The organism is Pseudomonas sp. W2-17 (genome assembly GCF_041060445.1).
GTDB lineage: Bacteria > Pseudomonadota > Gammaproteobacteria > Pseudomonadales > Pseudomonadaceae > Aquipseudomonas.
In genome coordinates, this window is the sequence record NZ_JAUFNS010000003.1 from 337,786 (window position 1) to 353,527 (window position 15,742).

13 protein-coding genes are annotated in these 15,742 nt (G+C 61.7%); 5 read left to right on the forward strand and 8 right to left on the reverse strand.

The features are described 5' to 3' along the window. Nucleotides 1–2 precede the first annotated feature (2 nt). Both ggt and QWI20_RS05640 read right to left on the reverse strand, forming a co-directional pair. Nucleotides 3–1,670, reverse strand: coding sequence for a gamma-glutamyltransferase (gene ggt, locus QWI20_RS05635; protein WP_369304571.1), 1,668 nt, complete (start codon nucleotides 1,668–1,670; stop codon nucleotides 3–5). A gap of 122 nt (nucleotides 1,671–1,792) precedes the next feature. Then, the gene (locus QWI20_RS05640; RefSeq protein WP_369304603.1) at nucleotides 1,793–2,692 is read right to left on the reverse strand and encodes a DMT family transporter; all 900 of its coding nucleotides are present in this window, start codon (nucleotides 2,690–2,692) and stop codon (nucleotides 1,793–1,795) included. Between the two features lie 181 nt (nucleotides 2,693–2,873). Here QWI20_RS05640 and QWI20_RS05645 point away from each other — a divergent pair, with 181 nt between their 5' ends. After that, on the forward strand, nucleotides 2,874–3,752 hold the full coding sequence (locus QWI20_RS05645; RefSeq protein ID WP_369304572.1) for a LysR family transcriptional regulator: 879 nt from the start codon (nucleotides 2,874–2,876) through the stop codon (nucleotides 3,750–3,752). A gap of 4 nt (nucleotides 3,753–3,756) precedes the next feature. Here QWI20_RS05645 and QWI20_RS05650 read toward each other — a convergent pair whose 3' ends face one another. From QWI20_RS05650 to QWI20_RS05660, 3 genes are all read right to left on the reverse strand, one after another. Continuing rightward, nucleotides 3,757–4,653: a LysR substrate-binding domain-containing protein gene (locus QWI20_RS05650; RefSeq protein ID WP_369304574.1), complete on the reverse strand. Its 897-nt coding sequence runs from the start codon at nucleotides 4,651–4,653 to the stop codon at nucleotides 3,757–3,759. A gap of 132 nt (nucleotides 4,654–4,785) precedes the next feature. Continuing rightward, entirely contained in the window at nucleotides 4,786–5,370 is a 585-nt protein-coding gene (locus QWI20_RS05655) for an NAD(P)H-dependent oxidoreductase (RefSeq protein ID WP_369304575.1), read from the reverse strand. Between the two features lie 213 nt (nucleotides 5,371–5,583). Beyond that, complete coding sequence (locus QWI20_RS05660; RefSeq protein WP_369304576.1) at nucleotides 5,584–6,348, reverse strand: sulfite exporter TauE/SafE family protein; 765 nt, start codon at nucleotides 6,346–6,348, stop codon at nucleotides 5,584–5,586. Nucleotides 6,349–6,606: 258 nt separating this feature from the next. Between QWI20_RS05660 and argH the strand changes: the two genes are divergently transcribed. Then, entirely contained in the window at nucleotides 6,607–8,034 is a 1,428-nt protein-coding gene (gene argH / locus QWI20_RS05665; protein WP_369304577.1) for an argininosuccinate lyase, read from the forward strand. A gap of 238 nt (nucleotides 8,035–8,272) precedes the next feature. Here argH and mmsB read toward each other — a convergent pair whose 3' ends face one another. The 3 genes from mmsB to QWI20_RS05680 all read right to left on the reverse strand — a co-directional run bounded on the left by mmsB (nucleotide 8,273) and on the right by QWI20_RS05680 (nucleotide 12,227). After that, complete coding sequence (gene mmsB / locus QWI20_RS05670; RefSeq protein WP_369304578.1) at nucleotides 8,273–9,163, reverse strand: 3-hydroxyisobutyrate dehydrogenase; 891 nt, start codon at nucleotides 9,161–9,163, stop codon at nucleotides 8,273–8,275. Nucleotides 9,164–9,314: 151 nt separating this feature from the next. Further along, nucleotides 9,315–10,841, reverse strand: a complete 1,527-nt coding sequence (locus QWI20_RS05675) for a CoA-acylating methylmalonate-semialdehyde dehydrogenase (protein ID WP_369304579.1) — start codon at nucleotides 10,839–10,841, stop codon at nucleotides 9,315–9,317. Nucleotides 10,842–10,898: 57 nt separating this feature from the next. Beyond that, a complete protein-coding gene (locus tag QWI20_RS05680) occupies nucleotides 10,899–12,227 on the reverse strand; it encodes an MFS transporter (RefSeq protein ID WP_369304580.1) in 1,329 nt (442 codons plus the stop codon). A 185-nt stretch (nucleotides 12,228–12,412) separates the two neighbouring features. Here QWI20_RS05680 and QWI20_RS05685 point away from each other — a divergent pair, with 185 nt between their 5' ends. The 3 genes from QWI20_RS05685 (at nucleotide 12,413) to QWI20_RS05695 (ending at nucleotide 15,711) form a co-directional block, all read left to right on the forward strand. Further along, nucleotides 12,413–13,360, forward strand: a complete 948-nt coding sequence (locus tag QWI20_RS05685; protein ID WP_369304581.1) for a LysR family transcriptional regulator — start codon at nucleotides 12,413–12,415, stop codon at nucleotides 13,358–13,360. 421 nt (nucleotides 13,361–13,781) lie between these two features. Beyond that, on the forward strand, nucleotides 13,782–14,633 hold the full coding sequence (locus QWI20_RS05690; RefSeq protein WP_369304582.1) for a sugar phosphate isomerase/epimerase family protein: 852 nt from the start codon (nucleotides 13,782–13,784) through the stop codon (nucleotides 14,631–14,633). 13 nt (nucleotides 14,634–14,646) lie between these two features. After that, nucleotides 14,647–15,711, forward strand: a complete 1,065-nt coding sequence (locus QWI20_RS05695) for an isopenicillin N synthase family dioxygenase (protein ID WP_369304583.1) — start codon at nucleotides 14,647–14,649, stop codon at nucleotides 15,709–15,711. Nucleotides 15,712–15,742 lie beyond the last annotated feature (31 nt).

Here is a 15,742-nt window from a genome sequence, read left to right on the forward strand (position 1 = left end):
CGTTACTTCACCACCATCCCCACGCCCCGCCCACGCGGATCGGACGCGGTTTCGACTTTGGTGCCGTCGATCTTGATCGCCTGCACATTGCCCATCGACCAACCCTGATCCTTCAGCGTGTAACCCATGGCCGTCAGCTCGTCGGCCACCGGTGCGGCCAGCGGTGCAAACTTCTCGGTGTAAATCGTGTCTTTCGGCAGCAACTGGTGATGAACCCGCTGCGCCGCGACCGCGTCTTTAAGCGGCATGTGGAAGTCATAGAGGTTGTTCAGCACCTGAAACACCGTGGTGAAAATCCGTGAGCCACCCGGCGTGCCCAGCACCAGTGTCACGGCACCGTCGCGGGTGACCAGACTCGGGCTCATCGACGACAACATGCGCTTGCCGGGCTGAATGGCATTGGCATCTCCGCCGACCACACCGAACGCATTGGCAACGCCTGGCTTGGAGCTGAAATCATCCATCTCGTCGTTCAGCAGAAAGCCCGCGCCCTTGACCACCACGCCGCTGCCGTAATCCCAGTTCAGGGTGTAGGTGTTGCTGACCGCATTGCCCTTGGCATCGACGATGGAGAAGTGCGTGGTCTGGTGGGATTCAAGCCCGGCCTTTACGTTTTCCGTGGGCGAAATGGCCGTCGGGTTGACCTCATGGGCGCGCTTGGCCAGGTAGGCGTTGTCGGTCAGCTGATTCACCGGTGCCACGGAAAAGTCCGGATCGCCCAAGTAATTGGCGCGATCGGCGAACACACGTTTTTCAATTTCAGCGAGCAAGTGGATGTAGCGCGCCGAGTTGAGCGGCACGTCCTTGAAATCATCGGCAAGCAGCTGCTTCATGCCGATCAATTGCGCCAGCGCTATGCCGCCGGAACTGGGCAGCGGCGCGGTGTAAAGCGTGTTGCCGTTGAAGTTCACGTGCAGCGGCTTGCGCCAGACCGCCTTGTAATCCTGCAGGTCCTCTTTGGTGATCAGGCCGTTGTCGTGCTGCATTTGCGTCACCAGCAGGTCGGCCGTCTGGCCCTGATAAAACTCGTTGGCGCCCTTGCTGGCGATGCGCTCCAGGGTCTTGGCCAGCTCCGGTTGACGGAAGGTCTCACCGGTCTTCATGTCGCCGAAGTAATCCGCAAAATTGGTTTTGCCGTTGAGTTGCTTGATCGCTTCGGCGCCATACATGTACTGCTTGTCGGCGACCTTGAAGCCGTTTTTGGCGTAACCAATGGCCGGCGTCAGCAGCTCGGCCCACGGCAGCTTGCCGAATTTCTGATGGGCTTCCCACAGCCCCATCACTGTGCCGGGAACGCCCGAGGCACGTGCGCCCACCAGACTCATGCCCGGGATGACCTCGCCCTTGTCGTCCAGGTACATGTTGCGCGTGGCGGCTTTCGGCGCGGCTTCGCGGTAGTCGAGAAAATACGGCCGGCCGTTCATGAACAGGGTCATGAAGCCACCGCCGCCGATGTTGCCCGCTTCTGGGTAAGTGACCGCCAGGGTGAAGGCCGTGGCGACAGCGGCGTCGACGGCGTTGCCGCCCTTTTTCAAAATCTGCGCAGCGACCTGGGCACCGTATTGGTCCGGGGACGCAACGGCGCCGCCTTCCAGCACCACGGCATACACCGGTGAACTCGCGGCGAAGATCACCGACAGGGCAAGGGTTTTCAGGGACACTGCACGCATGGGGCTTCCTTGATGGCAAATGCGACAGCTTGGAACTGATGGGCTGTCTGGAGGCTGAAGAGACTAACGGTCCGGCTGCACATTAATGATGAAACTTGGCGCAAACGCAAACGGCCAAGCGCCTAAACCGGGGCACGTTCAGGTTCATCCCGAACGGGAAACACCACCGCCCTCTCCCGCCGCAGATTGAGCGCCAACACACTCGCCAGCACCACAATCGCCCCCACGATCACCCGCTGCGAAGGCAACTCGCCCAGCATCACCGACGCGATGGCGATGGCCATCGGTGGCGTCAGGTACAAACTCATCGACGCGCGGCTGACATCCATGTGCTTCAAGACGTACGCCCAGGCCAGATACGCCAGCGCGCTGGGGAACAGCCCCAACACACCCACGGCCACATTGACCCTAAGCGGCGCGTTGACGATTTCGCCGATCAGCCCCGGCAGGTAAACCAGCAGGAACACCGTGCCGGCCCAGACCGTGTAACAGACCATGGTCAGGCCGTCGTACCGGTGGCTGTGACGCTTCTGCAGCGAGAAATAAACGCTCCAGGAAAGCGCCGCCACCAGGATCAGCAGCCCGCGCGCATCCACGTGGCCGATGCCGCGATCACCGGTGACGACAATCGCGGCGCCCACCAGCCCGAGCGCCACACAGCTCCAACGCCAGGCGCTAACCCGCTCCTTGAAAACGAAATGCGCCAACAGCGCGGTGAACAGGGGCGTCGACTGAACCAGCACGCTGGACGCCCCGGCAGTCACACCGGCCTGGCCGAAGTTGAGGGCGATGTGATGCAGGCTGACGGCGAAGAAACCCAGCACCGCGAGCAACGGCAGATCTTTCAGGCGCGGTAACGCGATGCGTTGCGATGAGGCGATTAACAGCATGAACACTGACGCGATCAGAAAACGCAGCAGCGCCAGATGCCCCGGCTCATAGGCCTGCAAACCGATGCGAATGCCGGTCGGCGAGAAGCCCCAGCAGGCGACCACAAAGAAAGTGGCAAGGGCGACTTTCATCCCCTGCCAAGGCACTGCAGCACTAACCGTTGTCTCCGACTTGCAAACGGGTTCAGCCACCACGCTCATCTCGATACTCCTGCTGACAAGCCCGGCGCCTGCCCATGGCTGCGAGTATCGAAACAACCTATGCTCACCACAACCGAACAATAATGATGCAACCCCTCACTTTTGGTGATGAATGGAACTGGCCCAGATCCGCATGTTCAAGACTGTCGTCGACACCGGCAGCATTGCCCGCGCGGCGGAGGTGTTGCATTGCGTGCCGTCGAACATCACCGCGCGGATCAAAGCGCTTGAGGCGGAGCTGGGCACCGAGCTGTTCTACCGTCAGGGGCGCGGTTTGCGCATCAGCCCGGCGGGGGAAATCTTCCTCACCTACGCCGGCAAGATGCTCAGCCTGGCCGACGAAGCCAAACGCGCAGTGCATCCAGACGCCGCGCCATCCGGGCCGTTGCGTATCGGCGCCATCGAGTCCTCGGCCACGGCGCGGCTGCCCCGACTGCTGGCGCGCTTTCATGCGCGTTATCCGCAGGTGTCGCTGGAGCTGACGACGGGCACCGGCACGCAACTGCTCGACGCGACGCTCAACCAGAAGCTCGATGGCGCCATTGTCGCCATCGATGTCAAACGCCCACGGCTCAAGCGCACGTCGATGTACCGGGAGGATCTGGTGCTGATCGCGGCCGAGTCGTTGGGGCCGATTCGCAGCGCGGCGGATCTGCAGGACAGATCGATTTTCATGTGGCCCGAAGGCTGCCCTTATCGCGCGGCGCTGGAGCGATGGTTGCAGAATAACGGCCAGACTCAGCCCATCGTCAGCATCGCCAATTACGGCACCATCGTCGGTTGCGTCAGCGCCGGGGCAGGCGTGGCGCTGGTGCCCAAGGGGGTTTACGAGCAGTACCGCAAAGGCTCGGGCTGGGTCGGTTATGAATTCCCTGAACTGACCTCCATCGACAACCTGTTTTACTGGCACGAAAGCGCCGAGCATCACCCGGCGCGGGAGGCGTTTGTGGAGATGTTGCGGGCGGAGTTCAGCGGGGTTGGCGAAGCGTGACGCGTCAGGCGGCGTACACCGCCAGTTTCTCCTGAATGAAATCCAGAAAGCACTGAATCCGCAACGCCAGTTGCGAGTTGCGGTAATACACGGCGTGGATCGGCTGGCGATAGCCGCTGTTGGCCTGGGGCAGGATGACGTTGAGACGGCCCTGGCGGATGTCTTCGTGGGTCATGAAGTGCGACAGGCACACGATGCCCTCACCCGCCAACGCCAACTGCCGCAATGTCTCGCCGCTGGAGGCCGAAACCGTCGGCTGAATGAACAGCCGATCCCCATCCGCGTGGCGCAACGGCCAGTGGTTGAGGGTTTCGGTCTGGGTGAAGCCGAGCAAGGAATGCTCGCTCAGCGCTGCAACGGTTTTCGGCATGCCGTGTTTTTCGAGGTATTCAGGGCTGGCCAGGATGTTCAGCGGGCTGCTGCCGAGGGGTCGGGCGTGCAGGGTGGAATCGGCCAGCACGCCAATGCGGATCGCCACATCGGTGCTCTGTTCCAGCAGATCAATGATCAGGTCATTGCTGTTCAGCTCCAGCTGGATGTCCGGGTACAGCGCGCGAAACTCGGCAACGTACGGGACGATGGAATGCAGCATGAAAGGCGACGCCGCATTGATCCGCAAACGGCCGGAGGGCGTCTGCTGTCGCACCGACATGCGCTCTTCCAGCTCCTCCATCTGATCCAGGATCTGCCTGGCCCGCTCGAGGAAATACTTGCCCTCTTCGGTCAGGTCCATGCGCCGCGTGGTGCGGTTGATCAACGTCGTGCCCAGCTTGCCTTCGAGTCGCGACAAGGTGCGGCTGATCGCCGACGGCGTCTGCCCGACCTGCTCGGCAGCAGCGGAGATCGAGCCGCTTTCGATCACCGTGACAAACACCTGCAACTCATCAGATCTGGCTTTCACTGTTGCCTCCCGCTCGCAAGAGACTGGATATTAACGCGCTTGGGGGCGAGCTATAAGCTGCAAGCTGCAAGCCGTAAGTGAGCCGTGAGCTTGAAGCTTGCCGCTTGAAGCTTGTAGCTCGCTTCTCGCGTCTCAGATCCCGAACACCGAGGCCAGATGCGCCTCGTACCGCTTCACGTCTGCTTCCACATTCGGCATCTTCATCACGTCCACCGCCAGGAAGGTCGGCAGGCCGGTCATGCCCAGGAATTGGTTGGCCTTGTGGAAGGGGAAGTACACGGCATCGACGCCCTTGGCTTCGAAGAAGTCCGCCGGGTCGTCGAACGCTTGCTGCGGCGCATTCCAGGTGGCCGAAATCATGTATTGCTTGCCGTGCAGCAAGCCGCCGCTGCCGTACCGCTGAGATGCATCGGAACGAGTGCGACCGTCGTTGGCGTACAGGCTGCCGTGACCTTCGGTGAACACTTCGTCGATGTACTTTTTCACCGTCCACGGCGCGCCCATCCACCAGCCCGGCATCTGCCAGATGATCACGTCAGCCCAGAGAAACTTCTGCACTTCTTCGGCCACGTCGTAGCCGCCGTCGATGAAGGTCTGTCGTACTTCCAAACCGGCACGGTCCAGCAGCGCCAGGCCGGCTTCATGCAGCGTGGTGTTGTAGCGGCCGTCGGAGTGCGCAAATTGTTTGCCGCCGTTGAGAAACAGTACTTTTTTCATATCAAGCCTCGTCCGTCGTCAATGCAGCCCGCAGTGCAGCGGTCCTGGATTGAGGGTGTTCAATTGGAATGGACGGCAGAATATCTGGCAGACGAGGCGGGAATAAGCCGCAGAGGGGCAAAATACATTTGCGCCTGAATCACGAGTCAGGCGGCTATTGATGAATTTATGTTGACTGAACCGCAGCGTGAATGCGGGCCGGACGCCGAGTAATCAGCCGGCAATCAACAGGTGCGCCCCCAGCAGCGCCATGCCAATGAAGAACATCCGCTTGAACACCAGCGCGCTGATCCGTTGACGCAGCCACTGCCCGAACATCATCCCCAGCAACGCCGGAACCAGCGCCAGCAACGAGGCGCCCATTTCAGCGCTGCCCACTGCGCCGTTCCAGAACAGACCAACGCCCAGTGCCAGGGTGGAGACGGTGAACGACAGCCCCAGCGCCTGCACCAGTTCATTACGATCCAGCCCCAGGCCCTGAATGTAGGGCACCGCCGGAATGACGAAAACGCCGGTGGCCGAAGTGACCAGGCCGGTGATAAATCCGCACAGCGGCCCGAGCCAGCGCTCGGCAGCGGGCGGCACGTTGAGCGTCGGCAGAAACAGGCCGTACAACGCGTAGACAAACAGCGCGCCGCCCAGCGCCCTCGCCATGCCGTGCCCGTTGCCGAGCCCCAGCGCGTATGAGCCGAGCAGCGTGCCGATGACGATCATCGACAGCAGCGGCCACAACCGCGTACACAGTCCTCGCAAATGCCCGCCGGTTGCCAGCTGCCAGAAGTTGGTCAGCGTCGATGGGATCAGCAGCAGTGCGGCCGCCTGGGTCGGCAGCATCATCGCACCGAGCAGGCCCATCGCAACCGTCGGCAGGCCCATGCCGATCACGCCCTTGACCGTTCCCGCCAGCAGAAACGTCAGCAGCACCAGCACTGACAAGGTCCAGCCAAGGTTCTGATAGAGCGATAGGAAACCAGTCATGGGCGCATCCTGCGAAAAGGTCGACGAGGGGAAACATCGGGCGTTGCGATCGGCGCCACTTCAACACATTCGGGCACCTGCGGTAACAGAAAAATAGTCAGCTGCGCGTATCTGAGTAGCGATTTGCTGACGCAGCTTTCCATTTCTGCCAACCCGACTTGCCATTTGTAACGTTTCACCGGCAGCCGGTTTTTCCTAGGATCCTCTGACGTCGTCGACGCCTGGCTCGCCAGCAATCACGTTTGAGGGGGAATGCTAATGTCCGATGCAACTGAGCGTCTGTGGGGCGCACGCTTCAAATCAGCGCCAGCCGAAGCGATGGCCAACCTGTCACGCTCGCCCGCCGTCTATTTCCGCATGACGCCCTATGACGTGGCGGGCTCCAAGGCCCACGCCCACGAGCTTGAGCGCGCCGGTTTGCTGGATGCCGACGAAACCCACCGTATTATCGACGCACTGCAATCGATCGACGAGGATTTCGCCGCCGGCACGATTCAGCCCATTCCCGCCGACGAAGACGTGCACACCTTCATCGAGCGCCTGCTCACCGAACGCCTCGGCGCACTGGGCGGCAAGCTTCGCGCCGGGCGCTCGCGCAACGATCAAACCGCCAACGACATGCGTCTGTTTTTGCGTGATCGCATTCGCGTGCTGACCCTGTCGATTCTTGATCTGCAGCAGGCGTTGGTCGGCCAGGCCGAAGCGCATATCGAGACCATCGCGCCGGGTTTCACTCACTTGCAACAAGCGCAGCCGATCGTGTTCGGCCACCATTTGATGGCCCACGCCCAGGCAATTCATCGTGACATCCAGCGCCTGCAGGATTGGGATCAGCGCTTCAATCTGTCGCCGCTCGGCGCCGCCGCCATGGCCGGGTCCGCCATCGCCCGCGACCCTCAACGTTCGGCGGCGGAAATGGGTTATGCCGGACCGTGTGAAAACTCCATCGACGCTGTCGCCAGCCGCGATCACGTGGCCGAGTTTCTGTTCTGCGCGAGCATGCTGGGGATCAATATCTCGCGCATGGCCGAGGAGTTCTGCATCTGGACGTCGCGGCAGTTTCGCTGGGTCGAGCTGGACGATGCCTACGCCACGGGCAGCTCGATCATGCCGCAGAAGAAGAACCCGGACATCGCCGAACTGGCCCGGGGTAAATCCGGCCGGTTGATTGGTTCGCTGACGGCGATTCTGTCGGTGCTCAAGGCGCAGCCGCTGTCGTACAACCGAGATTTGAGCGAAGACAAGCACGCCATCTTCGACGCTATGGACACGCTGAATCTGGTGCTGCCCGCCTTCGCCGGCATGGTGCGAACCATGAAGGTGCGCAAGGACGAGTTGCTGCGGCAGGCACCTTTGGGGTTCACCCTGGCGACGGAAATCGCCGACTGGCTTGCCGTTCGCGGCGTGCCGTTCAAGGAAGCCCATGAGATCACCGGGCAACTGGTTCAGCTGTGTGAGGCGCAGGACATCGGGCTGCCGGAGCTGACGCCGAAGATGCTCGCCGACACCGACCCGCGCCTGACGCCGGAGGTGCTGGAGAGCCTGACCCTGGAAGCTGCACTGGCCGCGCGCAGCGGCTGGGGCGGCACGTCACCGGTGCGCGTGGCCGAGCAGATCGCGCGGTTTAAACAGCACCTGGTGGCGCAAGAGCAGTGGGCCAAGGACTACGGCGGCCCGCGGGGTTAGTTCTCGGTGGGACTCCGTGTATTTAGTGGGACCGGCTTTAGCCGGGAAGGCGTCGGTTGTCACACCGCATAATCAATAGTGCGCACACTGGCCTCTTCCCGGCTGAAGCCGGTCTCACCATTGATTCGCCCGGGGACAGATTAATTTACGGTGAAGCGCTGTAAATAAATCAGTCCCCTCATCCCGCGCGCATTAGGTAGGACTGACTTTAGCCGGGAAGAGGCCGGGGCCTGGAACATCAGTTTTCCTTCTTGATGTAACCCTGAACCACCGCCGAGAAATCCTTGCCGCCATCACCGCGCAAACTCATCGCCTGATACAGCTGCTGCGCCAGCGCGCCCATGAGTACCGGTTGGCGTGCGGCTTTGGCGGCTTCGGTTGCCAAGCCCAGGTCCTTGAGCATCAGCTCTGCGCCAAACCCTCCGGTGTAACCGCGCGACGCCGGCGCGGTTTCCACGACGCCGGGCCATGGGTTATACATTTCCGAGCTCCAGCAGCGCCCGGTTGAGCTGTTGATGATGGTCGCCAGCACCCCGGTGTCGATGCCCAGGCTATTACCCAGCGCCATGGCTTCTGCCACGCCGATCATGGAAATGCCCAACAGCATGTTGTTGCAGATCTTGGCGATCTGGCCAGTGCCGACATCGCCGCAATGGACGATGTTGCGGCCCATCTGCGCCAGGATCGGCTTGAGCACCGTGAAGTGCTCAAGACTCGCGCCGACCATGAACGTCAGCGTCCCGGCCTGCGCGCCGCCAGTGCCGCCCGACACCGGCGCATCGCCAACGACTGCACCCTGTTTCGCCGCTGCGGCCGCCACATCGCGGATGGTCTGTGGATCGATGGTGCTGCAGTCCACCGCCGGCACCCCTGCGCTGATGCCAGCCAATACGCCGTCTTCATTCAGGTAAACCGCGCGCACGTGAGCGGCCGCCGGGAGCATGGTGATGACCAGGTCGGCACCCTGAGCCGCATGTTTGGGCGACTCACTGATGCGGCTGCCCAATTCGGCCAGCTCGGCCAGCACCTGTTGGTTCAGGTCGAACAAATGCAGCTGATGCCCGGCACGGATGAGGTTCCGCGCCATCGGCGCTCCCATATTGCCCAAGCCGATGAATGCGATTTTCATGGTTGCTCTCCTTGTTCAGTTCCAGTTCCACAGGCGACGCAAGCCCCTTGTGGGAGCGAGCTTGCTCGCGAAGCGATCGTTCACATAGCACAACGCTGAATGACGCAACGCGAGCGCGAGCAAGCGAAGGCCCGCTTAAAGCGCCTCGCACTCAACGCAAATTGATCGTCGTGTTCACCCCGTCATTCACGCTGTCGTCATCGAACCAGCGGCTGGTGACGGTCTTGGTCTGAGTGTAGAACTGCACCACCTGTTTGCCGTACGGCCCCAGATCCCCCAGCTTCGAACCGCGCGAACCGGTGAAGCTGAAAAACGGCACCGGCACGGGAATCGGGATGTTGATGCCGACCTGACCCACATCGATTTCACTCTGGAATTTGCGCGCCGCAGCACCGCTCTGAGTGAACAGCCCGACGCCGTTACCGAACGGGTTGGCGTTGACCAGCGCAATGGCCTGATCCAGCGTGTCGACTTCCAGCACCACGAGCACCGGCCCGAAGATTTCCTGAGTGTAGATCTGCATCTCGGTGGTCACGCCGGTGAACAGCGTTGGCCCGACGAAGTTGCCGTCTTCATAGCCCGCCACCGTGATACCGCGCCCGTCCAGTTCGAGGGTCGCGCCTTCCTGGACGCCACTTTCAATCAGATCAAGAATCCGCTGTTTCGCGCGTCTGGAAATCACCGGCCCGACATCGGTGCCCGGCTCGCTGCCCGCATTCACCTTGAGCTTCTGCGCCAGCGCCTTCAGATCGGGAATCCACTGCTTCGCCGCGCCGACCATGACCACCGCCGACGTCGCCATGCAGCGCTGACCTGCCGCACCGAAACCGGCGCCGACCAGTGCGTTGAGGGTCTGCTCGCGATTGGCATCAGGCAGCACGACGGCATGGTTCTTCGCGCCCATCATCGACTGCACGCGCTTGCCGTGTTTGCCCGCCAGGTCGTAAACGTGAGTGCCCACCGCCGTTGAGCCGACGAAGGACACCGCCTTGATGTCCTTGTGGGTGCAGATCCCGTCGACCACCTCTTTGCCGCCGTGCACGATGTTGAGAACGCCTGCCGGCACACCCGCTTCGACGGCCAGCTCCACCAGCAGCATCGTCGACATAGGGTCTTGCTCGGACGGCTTGAGCACGAAGGTATTACCGCAGGCGATGGCCATCGGGAACATCCACAGCGGAATCATCGCCGGGAAGTTGAAAGGCGTGATCCCTGCGCAGACGCCGATGGGCTGACGCAGCGTGTAGGTGTCGACGCCACCGGCGACGTTCTCGGCGAATTCGCCCATCTGCAGCGTGCCGATGGAGCACGCGTGCTCGACCACTTCCAGGCCGCGGAAGATATCGCCCTCGGCGTCCGCAATCGTCTTGCCCTGTTCGGCGCTGAGCACGACGGCGATGCGTTTGGAGTGTTCGCGAATCAGCGCCTGCAACTTGAGCATGATGCGCATGCGGGCGCCAATCGGCGTGTGCCGCCAGGTGGTGAACGCCTTCTGCGCGGCGGCGACAGCGGCATCGACCTCAGCGGCCGTGGCGAAGGGCACGTGGGCCAGCACTTCCTGGGTAGCGGGGTTGACCACGTCGAGCCACTCGGTGGTTTGCGACTCAACCCATTCGCCGCCGATCAGCAGCTTCACGCGGGCTACAGTCGTGTTGTTTTTGTTCAGTGACACGTTCATTGCCATTGCTCCATTCAAGGCAGCGCGCCGGCGTGGGCGCGCTGAAAAAAGTCGATTTCAGGCCGCGCGATGGCGAGGGGGATCGCGTTTCATCAGCGCGGTGCAGACCAATGCGACAAGCGCCATGCCGATCAGATAGACGATGACGTAGTGCGGACTACCGCCGCCCATGGCCAGCAATTGCGTGGCGATCATCGGCGCAAATCCGCCGCCCAGGACGCCCGCCAACTGCACCGAAACGGAAATGCCGCTGTAGCGAATTTCCGCCGGAAACTGCCGGGCGAACAACAGGGATTCCGGCGCATACAGGATCGGGAAGACCACGCCCACCGCCAGCACCATCGCCCACCACACCATCTGGGGTTCGCGGGTGCCGAGCATGGCGAAAAACGGATAGACGAAGGCGCAGAGCAGCAAAAGCCCGGCGAAATACAGACGCTTCTGCCCGACCTTGTCGGACAGGTGCCCACACAGCGGCATCGTCACCAGAGAAAGCGCAGCGCCGGCAGTGATCGCGCTCAGCACGTCGGCACGGGGTATCAGCAACTGATTGGCGGCGTACGCCAACGCGAAGGTCACCGACATGTAAAACCAGGCGTTCTCTGCTGTGCGCGCGCCGATGATGGTCAGGGTTTCCTTCGGGTGCTCGCGGAACACTTTGAACAGCGGCACCTTGACGGCGATGTTGTCTTTTTTCAGCTTCTCGAAATCGGGCGACTCCGGGACTTTCAGGCGAATCAGCCAGCCCACGCCCAGCAGCACAACGCTGGCCAGGAACGGAATCCGCCAGCCCCAACTGAGCATATCGGCCTCAGGCAATTTGGCGACCATGCCCATCGCCAGCGAGGCCAGCACCAGCCCCGCGCCAACGCCGGTTTGCGGCAGGCTGCCGTAGAAACCTTTGCGACCCTCGGGCGCATGCTCGACGGCCATCAACACCGCTCCGCCCCACTCGCCGCCAACCGCCATGCCCTGCAGAAACCGCATCGCCACAAGCAGCACCGCAGCCCAGTAGCCGATCTGTTCGTAGGTGGGAATCAGGCCGATGACGATGGTCGGAATGCCCATCAGCATCAGGGTGAACAAGAGCATGGACTTGCGCCCGATTTTGTCGCCGAAATGGCCGAACACGATGCCGCCCAGTGGCCGGCCGAGAAAGCCCACGGCGTAGGTGGCGAACGCCGCCAGCACACCGATGATCGGGTCCAGTGCAGGGAAGAAGATCTTGTTGAAGATCAGTGCGGCAGCCGTGCCGTAGAGGAAAAAGTCGTACCACTCGATGGTCGTGCCGGCCATGCTCGCCGCGCCGGCAAGCCGGTAGGATCGGGCGTTTTTCACGGGGCCGGCATCGAGTGCGCCAGCGTCCGCCGTAATAGCGTTCTTCATAAACTCCTCCGCTTATTTATTGTTGTGCAGGGTGTTATGGCGTGTGGGGTGGGGCGATTGCCGGGGCGTTACCTCGTTGGTTTCAGCTGCTGCAGCAGGCGTTGACGGACAGGTTGGATCCGGCCGCGCTTCGGAGTATAGATGTGCAAACTTCTAATAAGAACGCACATAAAAGCAGGTTCAACATGCAAAAAAACATCACGTCCCTGAGCGCGCTGAACTGGGATGACCTGAAGTTTTTTCTGGAAGTGGCGCGCACGCGCAAGGCCAGTGCCGCCGCCAAACGCCTCGCGGTGGACTACACAACGGTGTCGCGCCGGATCAGCTCGCTGGAGACTTCACTGGGCACGCTGCTGTTCGAGAAATCCCGCAACAACGGCTTCATCCTCACGGCCGAAGGCCAACGATTGTTGGGCGCGGCCGAGTCCATCGAAAGCACGCTGCACATCGCCTGCGAGCAGGTCTCCGGCTCCGGCGTCGCACTGTCAGGGCACGTGCGCATGGGCTGCACCGAAGGCTTCGGCAGCTTCTTCATCACGCCGCAGCTCAGTCACTTCACCGACACGTACCCTGCCATTTCGGTGGACATCCTGCCGCTGCCGCACTTCATCAGCCTGTCCAAGCGCGAGGCCGATATCGTCATCGCGCTGGAGCGTCCGGAACACGGGCCTTACGTGTGCTGCAAGCTGTGCGACTACAGCCTGAGGCTCTACGCCACTCAGGAGTATCTCGACAATCACACGCCGATCCACAAGACCGAAGACCTCGCCGACCATCCGTTTATCAGCTACGTCGACGACCTGGCCTTCAGCTCGGAATTGCTCTACCTCAGCAACCTCCTCCCCGGTGCCCACGCCACCCTGCGCAGCACCAGCGTCATCGCCCAATACGTCGCCGCGCTGCAGGGTCGAGCGCTGGCGATCCTGCCGTGCTTTCTGGCGGCACAGGATTCACGGCTGCTGCCGGTGCTGGAAAGCGAGGTGGATATCACGAGGCAGTTCTGGATGTACTGCCGGGAGGATTTGAGGAAGCTCAAGCGGATTACGTTGTTGTGGGATTACATCCGTGAGGCGACCGAGCGCAATCAGGGGTTTCTGTTGGGTAAAGCCGGGCGGATGACGTTTGTGGATTGAACGAAAAGTCGGCTGCAGGTAGGGGTAGCGCCCAACTTGCCTGCGGATGAAACGCGATCCTGTGGGAGTGAGCTTGCTCACGAATGCGGCAGATCAGGCGCTGAAGATGCGGTGGATGTTCCTACCTATTCGCGAGCAAGCTCGCTCCCATGAACGTCGCATGCCTGAAGTCTGCGTCTACCCAGCCCCTCCCCGCCATAGTTCAGAAATCTCTGAACTATGCATTTGAGCTTTCCTATTCTTCCCGTTCATCGGCCGAATCTAAGATCGGCCCCAATAAAGGAGCCCGTCCAGTAGAGACCCGGCCCGAAGATTGCCTTTTCTGATGTGACTGCCGCTGTACCCGTCTCGGCCTGTGCCGTGGCGGAGCCCTGTCTCGGGTCACACGTCAGCCGTTTGATGCAATCTTTGAGGACGCTCGATGAAACTGGAAATCTTCCGCACGCTCTGGGGCTACCGCGACAGCAAGGCCCAAGCGCTGGATGAGCTGCTGGAAGCCGGATTCGACGGCATGGAAGCACGCCTGCCGCTGACACCTGTCGAGCGTGCGGAATTCGGTGCCTTCCTGCGCGCCAATCACGTGCCTTACATCGCCACCGTTTTCACCGCCTACGACGTTCTCCCGGAACAATCAGCGACCACCGCGGAACACCTCACCGACCTGGAACAGAAGCTCGCCTGGTCAACCGAACTGGCGCCGCGCTTCGTCAACGTGCTGGCCGGCAACGACCGTTGGCAATTGCCGCAGCAGGTGGACTTCTTCGGTCAGGCGCTGGAGGTGGCGCGCAAACATGGCCAGACGGTCACCTTCGAAACCCACCGCGCCCGCTCGCTGTTCAATCCGTGGGTCACCCTCGAGCTGATCCGCCAACTGCCCGATCTACGTTTCACTAGCGACATCAGTCACTGGATCGTCACGTGCGAGCGTTTGCTCGACGACCCGGAAGACGACCTCAGCGCGTTCGTCGAGCGCGTTCATCACATTCAGGCTCGGGTCGGTTACGACCAGGGTCCGCAAGTCCCGCATCCCGCTGCCCCCGAGTACGCCCGCGAGCTGGCCTTCCATCAGCAGCACTGGGAAGCCGTGTGGAAATCCCAGCAGGCCCGCGGTTATCAGGTCAGCACGATGGCGCCTGAATTCGGCGCCGACGGCTATCTGCATCATCTGCCCTTCACCAATGTGCCGGTGGCCGATCTCTGGTCGCTGAACGAGTGGATGGGCCGGACCGAACGCGAACATTTCCAGCGCTTCACCCACACAACAAGCCGATAAGGAGCGTTTCGTCATGCCAGATCCGTCGCAAGCGGCAGCCCCGAAGGTCGCCAATTTCAGCAGCATCCCGGTGGTCGATATCGCCGGGTTGTTCAGCCCCGACATCGCACTGCGTCAGGCCGTCGCCGACGAACTGGGCAAGGCGGCGCGGGAAGTCGGCTTTCTGTACGTCAGGAATCACGGCATTGCGCCTTCGTTGATCGACGGTCTGCGTCAGGCGGCCAAGGACCTGTTCGCTCAATCCCTCGACTACAAAATGCAGCACTACATCGGCACTTCACGCAGCCACAAAGGCTTCGTGCCCGAGGGCGAAGAGGTGTACGCCAAGGGCAAGCCGGATCACAAAGAGGCGTTCGATATCGGCTTTGAAGTGGGCGATGACGACCCGCTGGTGATCGCCAAAACCCCGCTGATCGGTGCCAACGAATGGCCGGACCTGCCCGGTTTTCGCGCTGCGGTCGAAGCCTATTACGCGGCGGTGTTTGCCCTGGGCCGCCGCCTGTTCGACGGCTTTGCGCTGGCGCTGGGCCTGGAGGAGGGCTACTTCGAGGCGATGGTCACCCGTCCGCCCTCGAAGCTGCGACTGATTCATTACCCGTTTGACGGCGCCGCTCAGGACGCGCCCGGAATTGGTGCGCACACCGATTACGAGTGCTTCACCATGCTGCTGGCCGACAAGCCCGGGCTGGAAGTGATGAACGATCTGGGGCAGTGGATCGACGCGCCTCCGGTGGATGGCGCGTTTGTGGTCAACATCGGCGACATGCTGGAGGTCATGACCGCTGGTACGTTCGTTGCTACGGCTCATCGGGTACGCACGGTCAGCGAGGAGCGCTATTCGTTTCCGCTGTTCTTCGCCTGCGACTTCCATACCCAGATCAAGCCCCTTCCGCAGTTCGACAAGGGCACTGCCGACTACGAAGAAATCACCATCGGCGAGCACATGTTCGGCCAAGCGTTGCAGACCTACCAGTACCTGCGGCGCAAGGTCGAGAACGGCGAACTCAAGCTGTACGAAAAGGCGCGCAAGCCGTCGAGCTTCGGCCACCTGAAGAATCAGACACAGGACGTATCGTGATGCGATACGGCGTCCTGCATCACTCGAATAC